The sequence below is a fragment of the Halomonas sp. 1513 genome, assembly GCA_001971685.1.
GTDB lineage: Bacteria > Pseudomonadota > Gammaproteobacteria > Pseudomonadales > Halomonadaceae > Franzmannia.
Window position 1 is genome coordinate 344424 of record CP019326.1, and the last position, 17419, is coordinate 361842.

At 54.3% G+C, this 17419-nt stretch carries 16 protein-coding genes and 2 pseudogenes; 10 read left to right on the forward strand and 8 right to left on the reverse strand.

What is annotated here, in order from left to right:
• Positions 1-182 precede the first annotated feature (182 nt).
• Positions 183-416 carry a hypothetical protein gene (locus tag BWR19_01670; GenBank protein APX91755.1) on the forward strand — a complete coding sequence of 78 codons (234 nt, stop codon included), beginning with the start codon at positions 183-185 and terminating at the stop codon, positions 414-416.
• Positions 417-444: 28 nt separating this feature from the next.
• Here the strand turns inward: BWR19_01670 and BWR19_01675 are convergent, their stop codons facing one another.
• The 3 genes from BWR19_01675 to BWR19_01685 form a co-directional block, all read right to left on the reverse strand.
• Entirely contained in the window at positions 445-717 is a 273-nt protein-coding gene (locus tag BWR19_01675; protein APX91756.1) for a hypothetical protein, read from the reverse strand.
• A gap of 114 nt (positions 718-831) precedes the next feature.
• Positions 832-1506, reverse strand: coding sequence for a DNA invertase (locus tag BWR19_01680; protein ID APX91757.1), 675 nt, complete (start codon positions 1504-1506; stop codon positions 832-834).
• On the reverse strand, positions 1503-1682 hold the full coding sequence (locus BWR19_01685; GenBank protein APX91758.1) for a hypothetical protein: 180 nt from the start codon (positions 1680-1682) through the stop codon (positions 1503-1505). The genes BWR19_01680 and BWR19_01685 overlap by 4 nt, the downstream gene beginning before the upstream one ends.
• 122 nt (positions 1683-1804) lie before the next feature.
• Between BWR19_01685 and BWR19_01690 the strand changes: the two are divergent.
• The 6 genes and pseudogenes from BWR19_01690 (at position 1805) to BWR19_01715 (ending at position 9623) form a co-directional block, all read left to right on the forward strand.
• Positions 1805-2034, forward strand: a pseudogene (locus BWR19_01690) (AbrB family transcriptional regulator).
• A complete protein-coding gene (locus BWR19_01695) occupies positions 2027-2551 on the forward strand; it encodes a hypothetical protein (GenBank protein ID APX94858.1) in 525 nt (174 codons plus the stop codon). The pseudogene BWR19_01690 and the gene BWR19_01695 overlap by 8 nt, the downstream one beginning before the upstream one ends.
• Positions 2552-2577: 26 nt before the next feature.
• Entirely contained in the window at positions 2578-2775 is a 198-nt protein-coding gene (locus BWR19_01700) for a hypothetical protein (GenBank protein ID APX91759.1), read from the forward strand.
• 167 nt (positions 2776-2942) lie between these two features.
• A pseudogene (locus tag BWR19_01705) lies at positions 2943-3347 on the forward strand (hypothetical protein).
• Between the two features lie 605 nt (positions 3348-3952).
• The gene (locus tag BWR19_01710) at positions 3953-4849 is read left to right on the forward strand and encodes a hypothetical protein (GenBank protein ID APX91760.1); all 897 of its coding nucleotides are present in this window, start codon (positions 3953-3955) and stop codon (positions 4847-4849) included.
• 748 nt (positions 4850-5597) lie between these two features.
• Positions 5598-9623, forward strand: coding sequence for a hypothetical protein (locus BWR19_01715; protein APX91761.1), 4026 nt, complete (start codon positions 5598-5600; stop codon positions 9621-9623).
• A 1344-nt stretch (positions 9624-10967) separates the two neighbouring features.
• Here the strand turns inward: BWR19_01715 and BWR19_01720 are convergent.
• Entirely contained in the window at positions 10968-11342 is a 375-nt protein-coding gene (locus tag BWR19_01720) for a hypothetical protein (GenBank protein ID APX91762.1), read from the reverse strand.
• 1307 nt (positions 11343-12649) lie between these two features.
• On the opposite strand from BWR19_01720, the gene BWR19_01725 reads away from it, so the two are divergent.
• From BWR19_01725 to BWR19_01735, 3 genes are all read left to right on the forward strand, one after another.
• Entirely contained in the window at positions 12650-13090 is a 441-nt protein-coding gene (locus BWR19_01725) for an SOS mutagenesis protein UmuD (GenBank protein ID APX94859.1), read from the forward strand.
• A gap of 15 nt (positions 13091-13105) precedes the next feature.
• The gene (locus tag BWR19_01730; GenBank protein APX91763.1) at positions 13106-14389 is read left to right on the forward strand and encodes a DNA polymerase V subunit UmuC; all 1284 of its coding nucleotides are present in this window, start codon (positions 13106-13108) and stop codon (positions 14387-14389) included.
• Between the two features lie 90 nt (positions 14390-14479).
• On the forward strand, positions 14480-14767 hold the full coding sequence (locus BWR19_01735; protein APX91764.1) for a hypothetical protein: 288 nt from the start codon (positions 14480-14482) through the stop codon (positions 14765-14767).
• A 27-nt stretch (positions 14768-14794) separates the two neighbouring features.
• Here BWR19_01735 and BWR19_01740 read toward each other — a convergent pair whose 3' ends face one another.
• The 4 genes from BWR19_01740 to BWR19_01755 all read right to left on the reverse strand — a co-directional run bounded on the left by BWR19_01740 (position 14795) and on the right by BWR19_01755 (position 17243).
• A complete protein-coding gene (locus tag BWR19_01740; GenBank protein APX91765.1) occupies positions 14795-15457 on the reverse strand; it encodes a DUF159 family protein in 663 nt (220 codons plus the stop codon).
• 129 nt (positions 15458-15586) lie between these two features.
• Positions 15587-16039 (reverse strand): hypothetical protein, encoded by a 453-nt coding sequence (locus BWR19_01745; GenBank protein APX91766.1) that lies wholly within the window; start codon positions 16037-16039, stop codon positions 15587-15589.
• 353 nt (positions 16040-16392) lie between these two features.
• Positions 16393-17067: a DNA invertase gene (locus tag BWR19_01750; protein ID APX91767.1), complete on the reverse strand. Its 675-nt coding sequence runs from the start codon at positions 17065-17067 to the stop codon at positions 16393-16395.
• On the reverse strand, positions 17064-17243 hold the full coding sequence (locus BWR19_01755) for a hypothetical protein (GenBank protein ID APX91768.1): 180 nt from the start codon (positions 17241-17243) through the stop codon (positions 17064-17066). The genes BWR19_01750 and BWR19_01755 overlap by 4 nt, the downstream gene beginning before the upstream one ends.
• Between the last annotated feature and the right edge of the window lie 176 nt (positions 17244-17419).

Sequence of the window (17419 nt, forward strand, 5' to 3'; positions counted from 1 at the left end):
CCGCGGCCGCGGTCAGGCCGGCGATCGTGAAACCAGTCGAGCCAGTCAACTTCGTACGCTACCGGTCCCGTCTCACCATCAACGACAGGCACGGCTGCGCCACGTAGATAGCGCATGAAGTCATCCTGAAACCGTGCCGGGATGTCTCGAATCCGCACATACGGGGTTCCTGTTGATGTGTGGTGCACGTTGACGGTCGGCACACCTGCTTCGCGCGGCGCTTGATGCAGCGTGCGTCGACCATCACCCAACGTCTTTTGCATTTCCCAAAGCTCATGCGCAATAGCGAGCATGGCACGAGACGCCATAGGGTCCGCAGCTTCCAGCCGCAAGCCGTGCTCTTGCAGCAAAGAGGCATGATCATTGAGATCATCAACCAGGATCTGGATGTCATGGTCGGAGAAGACAACCATTAGATACTCCGAAGTTATGGGCTATTGAGCGTTATGAGAATTCGCCGCATTCGATTTTCCCCAATGCCTCGCGTATCGACTGCCGCCCTCTAGACGTGCCGACCAGATCCACGGGCCGCGAGCCAGATAACGCCGGCACCTCGCAGTGCAGCCACTCGCGAGCGATGTCGGCGTCCTCGAACACGTTGACGACGTAATCCAGCACAGCTTCAGCATCGAGCACCTCAGCGACGGGATGGCCACGCTCGGTCACTTGCTTGATCGCTTCGACCTTGAATTCTTCGGTGTATCGTTGGCGGCTCATGGGACCTCCTGGGTGCCTTCAGTATAAGACATGGAGCTGACTACGAAGCCCGGGGCGATTCAGCTCCGTGGAATCCATAGAAACTGCACCGTGGAATCCATAGAAAAGCAGCCTCTACACTTCTCGCCCCACCGACGGCGCGTCCTGCCAGGATCGCAGCTCTTCCAGCTCGGGCGCGTCAGGATCGCACTCTGCCAGCAACTGCTCGAGCTTGGGATGTTTCGCGGCCTTGGCCAACCCTTCGCGCTCGAGGGAAGCATTCAGCGTTACCCGGCTGACTCCGAAGTGCTTGGCCACCTCGGTCTTGGTGATCTCAGGGTCGGCCAGCATCGCCGCCGCCTTGCGCACGTCTGCGGCCGACATGACCGGGCGGCGCCCCCCCTTGCGACCGCGAGCTCTGGCTGATGCCAGGCCGGCCAGGGTCCGTTCCCGGATCAGGCTGTGCTCGAACTCCGCCAGGGCGCCGAAGATGTGGAACACCAGCTTGCCGCCGGCGCTGGTGGTGTCGATCGCCTCGGTCAGGGACCGGAAGCCCACACCGCGCTCGTTGAGCTCGTGGATCAACTCCACCAGGTCCTTGAGCGAGCGAGCCAGCCGATCGAGCTTCCACACCACCAGGGTGTCGCCGTCACGCAGGGTCCGCAGGCAGGCCTGCAGCTCGGGGCGCTCTCGCTTGGTGCCAGTGACACGCTCCTCGAAAATCTGCTCGCAGCCAGCCGCCTCGAGGGCATCACGCTGCAGCTGGGGGGTCTGGTCCTGGGTACTGACGCGGGCATAGCCGATGATCATGCGCTACCTCCCGGCGTGGTCATGTCATCCTCAAGGTCCAACACCTCCCAGTCCTCGATGCCCACCGGCTCGAACGGCTCCTGGTACCCCTGCACCGAGCCCTTCAGCCGATCGTGCGGGCTGTCGGGGATAACCCGCTCGGTACCAAGCCTCAGCTCTCCGTCTTCTCGTGTCATCGTGCCACCCCATAAGAAAGTAAACCCCCGTTTATTTTACATCATGGCCATGAATTATACTCGGAGCAATAATTGACCATAATTTCCTCTCGTCCCCACCGAGACACCAGAGGCTGAGCCACATGCGGACCGTGCCGATCGACACCCTCGAGGAGGGTCAGATAGTGCGCCTACCGGCTGACATGGCTTGTGAAGGTGTGGAGAAGTTGGCCATTTCTCGGGAGGGAGACGTGGTCACCCTGCGTCCTGTGCGCCCTCCTGGAAGACCTACCTGGAGCTGCCGAAGGCAGAGGATGAGTATCTTAAAGAGCGCCCCGTCGTCATAACGGTCTATGATGGGCGACATGGCTAGCTCGAACACTCCCAGTCCTATTCCGCTGATCACATTCCTCGATATTGAGGCATCAGGCCTTCAGCGGCCAGACAGCTACCCCATCGAGGTTGGCTGGGCTGATACGCTGGGCAACAGTGATGCTTTTCTGGTTTGCCCGATCGATACCTGGTCTCACTGGGACGGACATGCCGCAGCCGTGCATGGCATCCCGCGTTCCCAATTGCTCGAAGAAGGCATTACTGTGGTTGATGCCGCCTGTCGGCTGAATAGCATGCTGGGCGTCGAGAAAGTATTCTGCGATGCATTGGCTTTTGACGGCTTCTGGCTCAAGCGGCTCTTCGAGGCCGCAGAAGTGGAGCCGTCGTTCCAGTTGGCTGATGTTTATCAGCTGTACGGTGAGCTAGGTGCTCAACGGGCAGAGCAGATGATAGGTGTTCTGCGGAATACACAAGCCCAGCACCGGGCACGGGAAGATGCCGAGCGGTACGCGGCGGCATATTGTGCGGTGGTCACTGGACATCAGCCGGCCATGTAAACAAATCATCCGTTTTGGGAGGGCTAATGGCGGACTGTCTGATACCGAACGACTGGCCTGAGTTGCGCTTTATCTGTTGGTCCCGTCGCTGCGATGTGCCGATTGAAGAATGGGAAGCTTGGGCTATCTATCGGCGCAACTGGCGCTATGTGTATCAGGACCAGCTGACACTGGAAGAAACGGCTCTTATTGAACGGCTTAAGAAGAAATACGGCGACTGGTAGTCGCTCACAAAACCCTCGTTTACTTTACATCATGGCGTCACAATAGTAACCGCGGCAAGGTTGGGTATGGGCTGCCGGTCGTACCGATACTCTGTGCTGTTATCTGCGGTCACTGAAAGCCGGCTGGTAGGGATGAAAACAATGGATGTGGGAGCAGAGTGATAGCTATGACGAACAAAAACAAGGCTACCACGGGGCTACAGGTGGCCGTGACGATCCTGGAGAAGTGGGGTGCCACCGTTGAGCAGGGTACAGCCATCCTGCACGTCTCTCCCGACACTTAGGCTTATGCTAAGCAACGAGATCCCGAATGGCAGATCAGTCTCGATGACGATCAGCTTGGACGCATCAGCTACGTGCTGAACATACATGCGGCGCTAAGAATACTCTTTGAAAACTCCGATAACCTGTATGGCTTCATGGGTATGACCAATTACAACGAAGGCTTCAATGGCCGGTCACCGCTAGAAGTCATCGCCTGCGGCAGCATTGGCACACTGCGCGCGACGTGGCTGCGCGTGAATATGGAGCGCCCTGTGATCGTGGGTGATGAAGGCAGGTTCAATCTTTGACTGCCCTCGCAATACTGGTGAGCTGACGACAGATCGGGCCAGGTGACGCTGACAGAGCCTCGCAGCGGCAACCTGCTAGCGCCCCCTTGATACCGCAGATCAATCGCTAATTGCTTGAATTTATGGGATTATAGCTGGAACAATAATTCACCATAATGGATCAAGTGGAGATTTCATGCTCAAGCCTGCCTATCAGGTCCAACACCAGCTTAGGGTCTGCCTGCATGTCATCGATGGGTCGCTTCCCCCCAAGCCCTCTTGTTTCTTTGTGTAACCTGCGATCCGCCACTGTTCGATCACCCTCGAGCAAGTCGATAGCCCCCGCCAGACTGCAATTGCGATATCTCCTCCTGGTTCGTCAGTACTCAGCATCGCCCAATCCTCCTCTTGCGCAGTTGGCTCCGGTGGAGCCTCGTGCTTGATGACGCTCCCTTGTAGCCGTTAATGCGGCGTAACGCGTCGAGTCGTCATTGCAACCTCCTGCGAAAAACGTTGGTTTTCTTTACATGGTGATCCAAGCAGTAGTCTCTGCCAAGGATTGTCCCCTCCCACACAGACCCACAGTGGTAGCATGTCAGCAACGTGAACATGCAGGGAGCTAGAAGATGAACGCCAACGACGAGGAGCTGCGCCGACTGGAAGCATTGGTATCTCAGTACGACGAACACCAAGCACTACGCGGCGAGCTAGTCTTCGGTGCCATCAATGACGATGGACGCCTCGATGTCGCCACGCCGTTCTTCGAAGACGCGGACTATGAAGCGCTCAAGGCTAGCGGCCTGCGTGACGCGCTGATCGGCCTGTTGGATGACATGATGGTTGAGCGCTCGGCCCACGGCGCCGAGCAGGCCCATGACGGCATCCTGCGTATGGGGAGCGGTAAGGTAGTGCTGGAGTGGCTGCCTGAAGGCGCTTCTCGCGATGCGGCCGATGCGCGCCGGGATGACTGGGACCTGATCCCATGGCTGATCGAGCGGTTGGGCCTTGTGCAGTACGAGGCTATCAAGCGGAAGAAGGCCCAAGCCGCTGAGAAGCACGAAGGTGATACGTCGCAATGGAAGCGCGAGATTTGGCTGAGCCCCGACAAGAACAGGGCCATCAAGACGGCTCTGGCTGAAGAAGGTCAGCGCCTTGGGTTTCAGGTGCTACCGGCTGGTAGCCGAGGAGAATGGCTCTACGACCTGGTGTGGCGTCGCCTGGATGCCAACCGAAACCTTGTCGGAATGCCGTTGGCGGTAGAGATCGAGATGTCCGACAACCGTCTCTGGGGCATCCGCTACGACTTCAACAAGCTCCTCCAGGCTCAGGCTGACCACAAGCTGATGGTATTCCAGGTACAGACCCAGGAAGAGGTCGAGACTGTCTTCGAGCGTCTGAAAGAGTCCATTTATGTATACCCGCATGGGTCGCCTTGCCGATACCTCCTATGCGGATGGAGCACACAGCAGAATGCCTTCCACTTTGAGGAGCGCAGTGTTCAGTTAACACCAGCACAAAATTAAACGCACGTTTTCTTTACATAGAAATATTTACTGAATATCTTGACATTAAATCGCCCCTCATGGGTCTCCTGGAGGGGCGGTCAGCATGCGTAAAGAAAACGACCCTTTTATTATGGCAGCTAACGGCCAGAAGAAGACCTTAAGAATAAACTGATATATCTAATTGAACACAGCGACCTGCGGGCCTGTTTTCACAGGTCCTATGGAATGATGGGTTATAGCCTTAATGAGATCATTACCCTTAACTAGCCATACGATATGGGTGTACGGTGGCCACTCACTACTCTCTTCTTGGGAGAGCAGGAGCTGGACGCGTTGGAGCAGGCTCTATGGACGACAGGCACAGACAAGAGCTGATTCATTACAGCGATAGAGGTAGTTAATGCCAGTCGATCACCTTCATCGAGCTCTTGTCAGATGAGGACATCAAAGCCTAGGCTGGGTGAGTGACGAGTCTTACGACAACGCCTTGGACGCAACGATCATCAGCCTATCAAAGGACTAAGTTATCCATCATTTCAGGTCATGACAAGGATCGGACGCAGTTGAATATGCCACCTTAGAATGGGTTGACTGGTTCAATAAACGTAATCTTATGGAACCGATTGAAAACATTCCCCCATCTGGGCGAGACATGACGAAAGAAATGGCGTACAATCAACAACAGTAGAAGTCCGGAGGGGGTGCTTGACTCATAAAATGGTATCCGGAATATCTTGAGCGGTTCAACACACCATATTTTTCGCCTATGATCTCGACTTTTTACCTTCCGCGCAGACTCTCGAGTAATGACAATACATACACTGAAGCAGAGCTGCTAGCCGCTTCGGATTATGTTGTTGTCCTGGCCGAACCTGGTGGCGGGAAAACTGAACTCATGGGGAGCCTTGCTCAAAAGTTGGGTACAACAGCCGTTACAGCGAGCAAATTCGGATATGTGGGAGCAAATGCTGAAAATAGTCCTCTAGTGATTGACGCGTTCGATGAGTTAGCAAAAGTTGACGCCTCCGGAATTTATAAACTTCTGGGCCAAGCTAAAGTGGCCAACCCAACCCACGTCTACTTGTCGAGCCGGTCCAGTGAGTGGGATAGCGCTGCTACAAACGCATTCAACGACTTTCTCGGACGTGCACCTCTGGTGGTTAGACTATGCGAGTTTGATAAGGCAGAACAGCGGGCCATCTTTGATCATCATGTGCAAGGAGAGGACTTCGCAGCGTTCCAGGCCGAAGTCGCGCGATTTGATTTAGAAAGGCTTCTCCCAAACCCTCAGTTTCTGAAACTTTTCACTGATGCTTATATCGAGAGCGAAAGACGCTTCAAAGACAAACATTCAATTTTCACACAAGCGGTCGAGCGTCTGGCGAAAGAGACAAATCCCAAATTAGCTAAAAGCAATCCGACACTTTCGACCACTCAAAAAGTTGACCTATCGTCCGAAGTTTTCGCCAAGCTCTTATTGTCGGGTGCTGAAGGCGTCGGCGTGAGCGAAGCCTCTGAAGACCGGATGTATCCTTTGCTGGCATCGCTGTTTAGTGGCGGCACAGCGGTTGATGGTATCCTAGCAACTCGACTTTTCAAACCCGGTGATAGTGCGGACCAACATCGCCCGGTTCACAAGATCGTCGCCGAATACTGCGCAGCGGGCTATCTCACAAAGCGAATAGCTGACCCAGCGGACCCTCTGACGCTACCCAAGTGTCTATCTGTCATCGCCCCGAACTCGACAGTGCGAGATGAACTCCGGGGGCTGCTTGGTTGGATGGCATCTCTAGGCAACAAGCCTATCGAGAAAGCCGCAATCGAACTGGACCCTTACGCAGTGCTTGCGAACGGCGACCCTTCCCAGCTTGAACATTCCTCAAAGCGCCTGCTTGTAAACCGTCTGAAGGAAATTGAGGATAAAGACCCCTACTTCCGAAGGGGGGATTTCTGGCGTAGATTCAGTGTTGCAGGCTTCTTCACTCAAGACGTCGTGGATGAGATCAAACCTCTCCTCGCAAACGCCAATGATGGACACTTACGGGATTTGATCCTAGAACTCTTGGCAGGGTCGCCAGCAATCGAGCAGTTGAGAGATGAGTTGCGCCAACTGACTTTGAATCCGGACGAAAGCGAGAGTACTCGCTTGTTAGCGTATAGGTGTCTGCTCGATATAGCGGGCCATGACCATCACGGGGACTTAAAAGTTCTGATCTCTGAGGCCAGCCATACTTCGCTCAAGGTTGCTGCCGATGCCATCGAAGCGCTAGGCCCAGAAACATTTGAGCGGGCATATCTTGCAGACTTTTTCCAGGTCTGTTCAAACCTCTATCCCGGCCACGAGGAACGCCGTGAGCATATAATAGGTGCGCGTTACTTTGTGAAGCTTTTCATCGCCGGTCTAGACTTGGCGACTATCGAGTGGCTCTTAGATGAACTGACCAAAGATCTAGCCTGCAGATGCGGCAAGAGGCCTTACGAGTGTGATTGCCGAAACGGTATCAGCAAGATCGTCGGGGCAATGCTGGATCGGTACTTCGAATTGGCAACTCCTCCCTTTAATCCACAATTCGTTTGGCAATGGGTCCGAAACCTAAACTTCCATGAGCGCAATAACGCAGACCAAAGCAAGGCGGTCCAAGTTCTTCAAGAAGACGACGACCTGCGCCAAGGAATTATCGCTCATGTATTCGGGAAGCTGACTGACCGTAACAAGATTTTTGAGACTAAGATAAAAAATTTCGACTGGCACTCTCATTCCGGCCTTTCTTTTCAGACTGATGACTACAAATTCATAGTCGACCTTGCGTTCGAGACTGACAATCCGAACTTATGGGCGAGTTTTATAGCTACTCATAAGCTTCATCGAAACAAGGAAAAACTCGGCCCTGACAGTTTGCGGCGGCATATGCGTGTGCAAGCATCCGAGAAACCGTCATTCATGCGAGAGTGGGTAAAGTCCAACAGGGCTGCAGCACAATTCGGGCGAGAAAACCGAATGTCGCGTTTAAGACATACCCGCAGGATGAATCGCCGCCGCAGGCAACAAGAAGAAATCCACGCAACAAACATCAAGTATGTCCAAGAAAACCGGGGCCTTGTCGAAGGGGGACGCCATTGGAAATGCTTAGTTCGCTTCGCAGAATTAGTGCTCAATAATCCAGACAATATCGAGCGCGAGTTTGGTGATATCAACCTTGTTCGAAATGCCCTCAGAAACTGTCTGGACTTCATTGATGAATACGTCCCCGATCTAAAGCGGCTTGCTGAACTCCAGTGTGCATCACAGGGTCTACACTCCGAAACGATCCTTTATGCAGCTTGCTTAGTTATCATGAGTATCAAAGGAAACCTAGAAGGCGTTGACCTCCGCCTTCTCAGAGCACTGCGAACCAACATCCACATGGGATACAGTGCAGTTTCCGCAGAAGCTCGTGATGCATTGAAGGCCGAAGTCGACCGTCTTATTTTTCCCGATATCGCGAGTGCAGAGAATTTTCTCCGGCAATACGTTGAGCCACAACTGGCACAGTCGGGCTGTATTTATCCTGAGGTTTGGTTACTGCGCGGCGAAGAGGTCTTCAGCGCTTCGCGCGCCGTGCTATCGATTGAATGGCTTAGGAGTTTTCGTGGGTTGGCTCTTGGGCCACTAGATACGCTTTTCGAGATTGCTGCTCAGTATGGTAATCGTGATGACTTGAAAGGAATAATCGCGGAGTATTGCGAAGAGTTCATGTCCGACTGGCCCAACCCTACTGACAGCGAAGACATCGAACAAAAGCGCGCATTCTGGTTCGTACGCGCGTGGTACTTTCTGGACGACGCACCTGAAACATACTGGCACTGGCTCAAAACCGATAAAGACACAGTGCTTCTACTTCACGAGCGGTCTGGGCGGATGAACCTTAGCGATCACCCCTATTGGCCCAAGCTCACATCAAGAGAGGTAGAAGCAATTTTGGACGCCTTTTTCGACAAATGGCCGAAGGTGGACTTGCCGAGCCACTGGGGGACGGAAAGCCCAAGGGAAGAGAATGCATACCGCTTCTTGACCGAAGTAATTTGGTTAATCAACTCAGATGATCCTGATGTTGCGGTTCCTGTCCTCGACCGGCTTCTTGCTAATCCGCGTTTCTCAGACCTTCACACGGACTTGAAGAGCATACATGCTAGTCAAGTTAGGAATAAAGCACTGAGGAATTTCGAGCCGCCGACGCCTCAGGAAATCGTAAACCGGCTTGACCGCGATGCAGTGGTCACTGTGGAAGGTCTGCGTCAACTCGTGATCCAAGAGCTTCAAGACTTTCAGAAAGCCATAGATGGTGGAGAGTTCAACTCCGCAGATAGCTTTTATGAGAAAGGGGAACGGCTAGGTGAAGTACGGTCTACTGAGATTATTGCTGAGCGCCTCAATCTGAGGCTTGAGCCCCAAGGCATCTCAGTGACGCCGGAACATCAGCTAAAGAGCGCAAAGCGGAGTGACTTCACGGCGACCAAGATGATTGGCGGCAAAAGGCGACTGCTTGTTATAGAAGTCAAAGGGCAGTGGCATGACGATCTATACACAGCCGCTTCCGCTCAGCTGCATGAACGCTACTCCATCCACCCAGACGCCGAGCAACAAGGCATTTTCCTCGCAATCTGGTTTGGCAGAGATGAAAAAGTTACGGGGCGTAAAAAACACGGTATCGGAAGCGCTCAGGAACTAAAAAGCAACATCGAAAAAAAGTTACCGCCAGAACTCACAGGGCTAATAGATGTGTTCGTTCTGGATGTGTCCAAGCCCCAATAGAACGCTTTATCTCGAGTGGTATAGCTACCCAGCGAGCCTCTTCGCCCACGCTGCTTGGATCACAGACAACTGTTTGCCACGGAGCTGGGCTTGAGCGATGGAGATTGCCCGCTCTATAGCCCGCCTGTCCGACTCCCGGCTCTGAATAGAGCGTGGACAACCTCTTTAGCACCCACACCAGAAATGCCTGTGCAAAACGAGCGGCGACACAATAGTAGGAACAAAAAGTCGAGCCAGATGTTTGCGCAGGGTCCAAGCTGTGTGAAAACTTTCGGGGAGTTCCATGGCGGTCAAATATTGATCAAAGATCGTGCTCTCTCACTAACTCTGGAGCAGTTGCATGGCGGAAACCTTTTCAGATTTCGCGTACGATCACCATCTTCAGTAAAGGGCACACGAGTTTTCACACAGCTTGTGTCGTCAACTGCCCCAGCCATTTCATCAACATAAACTAAAGTTCCCCATCCGGCCAGAAGCGGACAGTCGCACAGCGCTTATACACTTCTTGGAATAGGACCTCAGCTTAGGAACAACAGTGAGTAAATTATTGGCCTGATTCTCTTGTTAGCGCCCCCTTGGCTCCGAGCGCTGCAATAAGGCCTCTAAATGCTTCGACTGCACGCCTATGGAAGGCTGTATTGTAGTCGTTCTCATACTCTCTTCCTGGTAAACGAAAAAAATGCATCCGGTTTCTTGCTTCCCATAGCCAATCGAGTTCCTCTTGTAAGCACTCTTCTATAATGCCATTCTCTTTTAAGTACGCCGTCCTTCCTTTGTATCCTTTACCACAAACACCATGGAGGTAATTTTTAGTTAAACTTTCACAGAGGGAACCTAAAAGAAATGCGTAAAGTTTAGTAAGCATTTGTTGAGGGATACCCCAAAGGTCCGTCCGTAAATTTAACCATAAAACGGCATCAGAAAGAATTAGAGTATATGCTAGATTGCTCTTAAGGGCCGAGTCTTTAACGAAGGATATACGTCCTCTCTGCATATCAGCAGGCCGAATAAAACCACGGGGGAAGCGAACTTTAGCATTAGGCACTTCGGCTCGCGCCCTATTTCGTACAGCACAGTAGTTATGTATTTCTTGTAAAAGCTCGCTAGCCTTATCTACTGCTGCCCGCAGATCCTCATCGCTTTTTATAGGCATATTTCACTCACCTTTTTGCAACATAAACTTATTAATAACAGAATAACCTAATATCAAGTTCAGCGAATTCCTGATGTAGGGCATCGTCACTTTTCGGCCAGAAGCTGACATTGAGATATTCCTGATGTATAACGCTCTCATTTGCGGCTGTTTTGAAGCGCAGCGGAAAACACTCCGACAACATGCGCTTGCTAGGCATTTCCCATCGTTTCTTTAAACTTTTCCTCCATATCACCCAATAGTTTCTTTTCATTTTCAAAGAACCACTCCAGAGTCATGAACTCCAAGCCAAGCCTACCTGAAAAATGCTCAGAAACGATCGCTTTGAATGATTCATCACAACCAGTGAGCGGCCTGCTGAAGATAAATGCCTCATTCTCGAATTCAGAGATTTCTAGTTCATAACCAATATCAGAGGCCATCTCTTTGAGTACAATACTGCTGATCATAACCACAACGTAAACCTCTCCAGCGATGAACCTATAAAGATTGACAGGATCTTTAATCGATAACACAAAGGGATAATAATTATCCCATCGCTGCTCAGTTTTCGCTTGATTGAGCATATACACAATAGGGGCCTCAATGCCTTCGAATACTTCATCGAAGTCCTTTTCATACTCAGTATTTAGCGCAATATAATGCAGCCCTTCTTCAGGGCTTAACTTTGCGTATGGTCGGTCTTTAGACAGGTCAAGGGCATGATTAAAAGCCTCTCCATGATGACGCTCTTCACCATGCAGCTCAACACGCTGCATACCCTCAACCCCACCAACATTCCCAACATCCTCATCAAGGTACTTTTGTAACTTCCTTATGGACTCTAGCTGACGCTCAACTCTCTTATTTTTATTCTCGCTGCTTTTTACTTCAATGACTACGGGGTCGGAAGCCCCAAGAAGGCATAAGTCACCATGTCGTATTACATTTGTGAGGTCGCATAAAATGGCTGGAACATTATTCTTGATCGCATCCATGAGGAGACTCAACTCTTGTTCAAGGCCATCTTTCCCATGGATATTTCCCGATTTCTGTTTTATTTCAGCCGAATCGGCTTCGTATAGAAACCTTTTAAGATTCCACTTACTTATAAACTTAAAGACCAAACCATCCCCGAAACACCGCCAAAGATAGAGAAGGTACTTATTGCCGGCTACAGACTCCTTTCTTCTCTTTATCAATCCCTTTAAGGCTTTAGACTCCCTTTTTCCTAACCTTTTATTTCTTAAATCACGCCTTAAAGTCACAAGTTCATCTTTTCTTCTATTTAACCTATTTTCATCCCTAACAATCTGTTTAATCAAATAGGATTGAAACTCCAGTAGAGGCTGAAGATCTGAAGACTCAGGGTCTATGTTATCTAGCTTGTTTTTTATTGTTAGAATGCGTCTTCTGTAGTATTTGATAAGTATTAAATCTGAGTCCATTATGATTGCCTAACAGTTGTATTATGTAGCATGCTTGATATTCCACTTGAACGAACGCGCACTCAATAATGTTATGATGTGCGCTCACCAGCCTCCTATCTTCTTGATATTCCAAGGAATTAAGTATAGCTAGGCAGAATAGAACCGATCATCTTGCATGCCACATATCCCCAATGAACGTGCTCGCTCCCTTATTCCGGAATGTCGCCTTTGGGTCGAAAGCTGACCTGGCGGTGACATCACAAATTGAATACCAAGAGAATAATGCCTTGTGCTGATACTCGCGGCCATGATGAAGCCCCAGTTAGCTTAATATTCTAATGTTTAATGAGCTTAGCACCTTTGTGTCAGCTGTGCCCGCGTGGCACCTGCAGGAACCGTGAGCCCTTGGCAAGGCCAGCTGCATGCCCGATACTGTATGTGAATACAGTATTAGCGAGACCTACATGGCGCATAACACATTGATCCCGGCACATCGCGAGCCGCCGTCGCTGCCGCTACCCTTTCCGCTGCCGCTGACCCGCGCAGGCCTGTCGGGCTTCCCCAGCCCGGCTCAGGACTACGAGGGCCGCACCCTGGACCTCAATGAGCGGCTGGTGAAGCGGTCGGCCTCGACCTTTTTCATGACAGTGACTGGCGACAGCATGGAGGCGCTGGGCATCCAGGAGGGGGACCTACTGGTAGTGGACAGCTCAATAGATCCACGGCCCGGTCATATCCTTGTGGCCACGGTAGAGGGGGAGCTGGTGGTCAAGCGCTATGAGCTTCTGGGTAACCGGCCTTACTTCACCTCCGGTAATCCCCGCTACCGTCCCATCCCCGCCGCTGACCTGGAGTGCCAGGCATGGGGCGTGGTCCGTGCGGTGATCCACGAGTACCCCGTGTAGCTAGGGAGCCTTCGAGTGATCGGACTGATCGACTGCAACAATTTTTACGTGAGCTGCGAGCGGGCGTTCCGGCCGGATCTCGACGGTGTGCCGGTCGGTGTCCTTTCCAATAACGATGGCTGTGTGATTGCCCGTTCCAACGAGCTCAAGGCCCTGGGCGTGGAGATGGGCACGCCCGCCTTTGAGTTGAAGCAGCTACTGCGTCAGCGCCGCATCGTGCTGCTGTCATCCAACTACGAGCTCTATGGCGACATGTCGTCACGGGTGCAGCGGGTGCTGGAGGAGTTCTCGGCCGGAGTGGAGCCTTATTCCATCGATGAGATGTTTGTGCGCTTCGATGGTTTTGCCCCGGAGCAGATGCATGTCCATGCCCAGGAGCTTTTCACCAAGGTGCGTCGCTTCACGCATATTCCGGTCAGCGTGGGGATCGCACCGACGCGCACCCTGGCCAAGTTGGCCAATCGGATGGCTAAAAAGCTGCCCCTCTACGGCGGCGTCTGCGTGATGAGGCCGGGTACCGAAGAGTGTGAGGCGTTGCTGAAGCAGGTTGCCCTTGGCGACGTATGGGGCGTGGGGAGACGGCTGGTCGAACGGCTCGCACTGCTCGGCATGCGCAGCGCCTGGGATCTAGCTCAGGCGGATGCCAAGCAGATTCGTCGGCGCTTCTCGGTGACCCTGGAGCGCACCTGCCTGGAACTGAAGGGCATCCCCTGCATCGAGATGAACGACCCAGGCCAGTCCCGACAGCGAATCATGACCTCGCGCTCGTTCGGGCGCCTGACCGATAACCGCCAGCAGATTCATCAGGCCATTCGTCAATTCGCCCAGCGCAGTGCCGAGAAGCTGCGCTCGCAGGAAAGTCTGACGCGCGCCGTATACGTCTTCCTGAAGACCAATCGGCACCGGCCTGACCTACCGCAGTACTCGCCGAGTGCCATCGTCGAGCTGCCAGCACCCAGCGATGACAGCCGCGCCATCCTGCATGCGGCGAGCCAGGCCCTCGACGCCATCTACAGGCCTCGCTATCGCTTCATGAAAGCGGGCGTGATGCTCGTCGACCTGATCGATGCCAACCGTGAGCAGCTCTCCCTGCTGGATACCCCCCAGAGCCAGGCTGCAAGTGCGCGTAGTGAGCAGTTGATGTCCGCGCTCGATCATCTGAACCAGAGGATGGGCAAAGGCACCGTCACCTTCGGACGAGCAGAGGCCGGTGCTGCCTGGCATCTGCGTTGCGCCAACCGCACGCCACGCTGGACCACGCGATGGGATGAGCTGCCAGTCGTTCGACCAGGACGCTAGCGTCGGCAATCGCCTACATACATTGCCGAATTATCGTACATCTACGCAGTGACCCAGGCCCTAAGCTCTTGATAGACGAGGGAGGGCAACATGCGACACTGTGCGTTCACGCTATGCGGCACCGAGGTTGAGCTGAGCATGGCACGCGACCCGGCTAACCACGAGTGGCTCGCCATCACGCGCTGGCACCCAGAGGAATTCCCGCAGCCACTCATTTACATCATGCCGCCCCAGGCAGCGGGCACAGATGAAGAAATCGCGTGGGAGGCAGCCAAGGACTGGGCTAGCCGGAACCTTTCACGTGATTGGATAGCCGTCGTCAGCACCGAGCAGGACCTCCAGCGGCTGGCCGCCGCACACAGTCAGATGTTGCATTGAGAGGCTGCGGGTAAGCTGGGCCCTGCGCTACCCCGCGGGCTCGATGAGCTCGGCGTCGTCATTGGTCGGGCGGTTGACGCGAGGGCTGACCGGCCAGTGCGTGATCAACTGCGCATCCAAGTGGCGCACCACATTGCGGATGGTCTCGCGATCCGTCAGGTGCGGGTCGAGCCACGGCTCGAAGCTCTCGGCATCCAGAGCCAACGGCATACGTGAGTGAACCTCCCCGGCGACTCCGCGTGCAGACTCGGTGATGATGGCACACCCCGGCGTGCCATCGGCCCGCTTGGCCCAGATCCCCGCCAGCCAGAGCGGCTCGCGATCCACACGGCACAGAAAATGCGGCTGCTTCTTGCCATCAATTGGAATCCATTCAAACCAGCCATCAACGGGCACCAGGCAGCGATGATGGGCGAAGGCGCCCTTGAAATAGTGGGAGGTGGCGACTTTCTCGACCGTCGCATTGATCGGCTGCGGCGCCTTCTCGCCGGCCCAGTGGGGGCGATAGCCCCACCACAGCGCATCCATCGCCAACGGCGCTTCGTCCTCGGCACGGCGCACTGCCGTGATGAAGGTGCCCGGTGGGACGTTGTAGCGCGGTGCCAGCGTCTCTGCGGGCTCGGCTAGCGGCAGCTTCAGCGAAGCGGACAGCCTGGGGTAATCACTGTAGAGAGCGAAGCGTCCACACATGGCGTACCTCGTAAGCCTGACAATTGACCCGCTGACGCAGCAACGTTCATCGACGGTCCCCGCCATTCACTGGCCTCGATAGAGACTGGAGGTAATGGCGTGGTCCGTGCGGCATACGAGGCTGGCCGTCTAGCCATGCGCAACCTCGGCGATCTCTTGCTGTGCTGCTGCAAGTACGCGGTCTGGTTGGCTCGCCACTAGATCTTGGGGACGCTTGCCGCCGAGATGGCTATTGACGGAAGAGAACCAGTACGCCAGCCCCCAACCATCCTTGCGATCCCCGAACAACTCAAGGATTGGGCGCATTCCCTTCACCGGACGGTAGCCCTTGGCGGTATCCAGCGCGTAAGCCGGGTACAACACCACGTTGCCGCGGGTGATAGTGAAGATTCGGTGATCGCGCGTCCATTTGCTGGCCTGCACGCTGGGATTGCTTGATGTCAGTCCTGCGAGCTCACCAATCTCTTGTGCTGTGAGCCAGCGGGTACTCTCCAGGGCAGCTTTTCTGGCGTTTCTTATCATTTTCGCTTGCAGGGGGTCGGTGTTGTCGAGCGGCATCATCTCAGCGTAGGCCTCGATCATTTTGTTTAGGCTCCCGCGAGGCCGCTGCACGGTACAAGGTCAGCAAGACGGCTCTCTACGCCGCCTTGAAGGCCAGCCGGCCTGATACCCCAAGCACAGTACCACCAACGCCTAACACTTCGTGTGAGCGCCTTCTGGAATGCCACCAACTACCGAGAATTCCTCAGTAGTTGCCGGTCACTCGCAGGCCATGGGGCTCATTTGACCTCCCGGGGCCTTCAGTATAAAGCCTGGAGGTGTCATCAACACACGGTGCGGTTCGCATCCGAGTTTAAGAGGCATCCACTAAAGCTGCTGAGTGGCGTTATAGAATCCATAGAAAATGCACCGTGGAATCCATAGAAAAGCAGCCTCTATACTTCTCGCCCCACATCCGGCGCGTCCTGCCAGGATCGCAGCTCTTCCAGCTCGGGCGCGTCAGGATTGCACTCTGCTAGCAACTGCTCGAGCTTTGGGTGGTTCGCGGCCTTGGCCAACCCTTCGCGCTCGAGGGAAGCATTCAGCGTCACCCGGCTGACCCCGAAGTGCTTGGCCACCTCGGTCTTGGTGATCTCAGGGTCGGCCAACATCGCCGCCGACTTGCGCACGTCTGCGACCGACATGACCGGGCGGCGACCTCCCTTGCGACCGCGGGCTCTGGCTGATGCCAGGCCGGCCAGGGTCCGTTCCCGGATCAGGCTGTGCTCAAACTCCGCCAGGGCGCCGAAGATGTGGAACACCAGCTTGCCGTCGGCGCTGGTGGTGTCGATCGCCTCGGTCAGGGACCGGAAGCCCACACCGCGCTCGTTGAGCTCGTGGATCAACTCCACCAGATCCTTGAGCGAGCGAGCCAGCCGATCAAGCTTCCACACCACCAGGGTGTCGCCGTCGCGTAGGGTGCGCAGGCAGGCCTGCAGCTCGGGACGCTCTCGCTTGGTGCCAGTGACACGCTCCTCGAAAATCTGCTCGCAGTCAGCCGCCTCGAGGGCATCACACTGCAGTTGGGGGCTCTGGTCTTGAGTACTGACGCGGGCATAGCCGATGATCATGCGCCACCTCCTGGCGTGGTCATGTCATCCTCAAGGTCCAACACCTCCCAGTCCTCGATGCCCAGCGGCTCGAACGGCTCCTGGTACCCCTGCACTGAGCCCTTCAGCCGCTCGTGCGGGCTGTCGGGGATAGCCCGCTCGGTACCAAGCCTCAGCTCTCCGTCTTCTCGTGTCATCGTGCCACCCTATAAGAAAATAAACCCTCGTTTACTTTACATCATGGCGTCACAATAGTGACCGTGGCAAGGTTGGGTATGGGCTGCCGGTCGTACCGATACTCTGTGCTGTTATCTGCGGTCACTGGAAGCCGGCTGGCAGGGATGAAAACAATGGATGTGGGAGCAGAGTGATA

Excerpts from the sequence above, each read along its gene's own strand:
- BWR19_01735 (APX91764.1), top strand. The coding sequence starts at position 14,480 with ATGCGACACTGTGCGTTCACGCTATGCGGCACCGAGGTTGAGCTGAGC.
- BWR19_01715 (APX91761.1), top strand. The coding sequence starts at position 5,598 with ATGATCTCGACTTTTTACCTTCCGCGCAGACTCTCGAGTAATGACAAT.
- BWR19_01725 (APX94859.1), top strand. The coding sequence starts at position 12,650 with ATGGCGCATAACACATTGATCCCGGCACATCGCGAGCCGCCGTCGCTG.
- BWR19_01680 (APX91757.1), bottom strand. The coding sequence starts at position 1,506 with ATGATCATCGGCTATGCCCGCGTCAGTACCCAGGACCAGACCCCCCAG.
- BWR19_01700 (APX91759.1), top strand. The coding sequence starts at position 2,578 with ATGGCGGACTGTCTGATACCGAACGACTGGCCTGAGTTGCGCTTTATC.
- BWR19_01695 (APX94858.1), top strand. The coding sequence starts at position 2,027 with ATGGCTAGCTCGAACACTCCCAGTCCTATTCCGCTGATCACATTCCTC.
- BWR19_01710 (APX91760.1), top strand. The coding sequence starts at position 3,953 with ATGAACGCCAACGACGAGGAGCTGCGCCGACTGGAAGCATTGGTATCT.
- BWR19_01675 (APX91756.1), bottom strand. The coding sequence starts at position 717 with ATGAGCCGCCAACGATACACCGAAGAATTCAAGGTCGAAGCGATCAAG.
- BWR19_01740 (APX91765.1), bottom strand. The coding sequence starts at position 15,457 with ATGTGTGGACGCTTCGCTCTCTACAGTGATTACCCCAGGCTGTCCGCT.
- BWR19_01720 (APX91762.1), bottom strand. The coding sequence starts at position 11,342 with ATGCTCAATCAAGCGAAAACTGAGCAGCGATGGGATAATTATTATCCC.
- BWR19_01685 (APX91758.1), bottom strand. The coding sequence starts at position 1,682 with ATGACACGAGAAGACGGAGAGCTGAGGCTTGGTACCGAGCGGGTTATC.
- BWR19_01755 (APX91768.1), bottom strand. The coding sequence starts at position 17,243 with ATGACACGAGAAGACGGAGAGCTGAGGCTTGGTACCGAGCGGGCTATC.
- BWR19_01750 (APX91767.1), bottom strand. The coding sequence starts at position 17,067 with ATGATCATCGGCTATGCCCGCGTCAGTACTCAAGACCAGAGCCCCCAA.
- BWR19_01745 (APX91766.1), bottom strand. The coding sequence starts at position 16,039 with ATGATCGAGGCCTACGCTGAGATGATGCCGCTCGACAACACCGACCCC.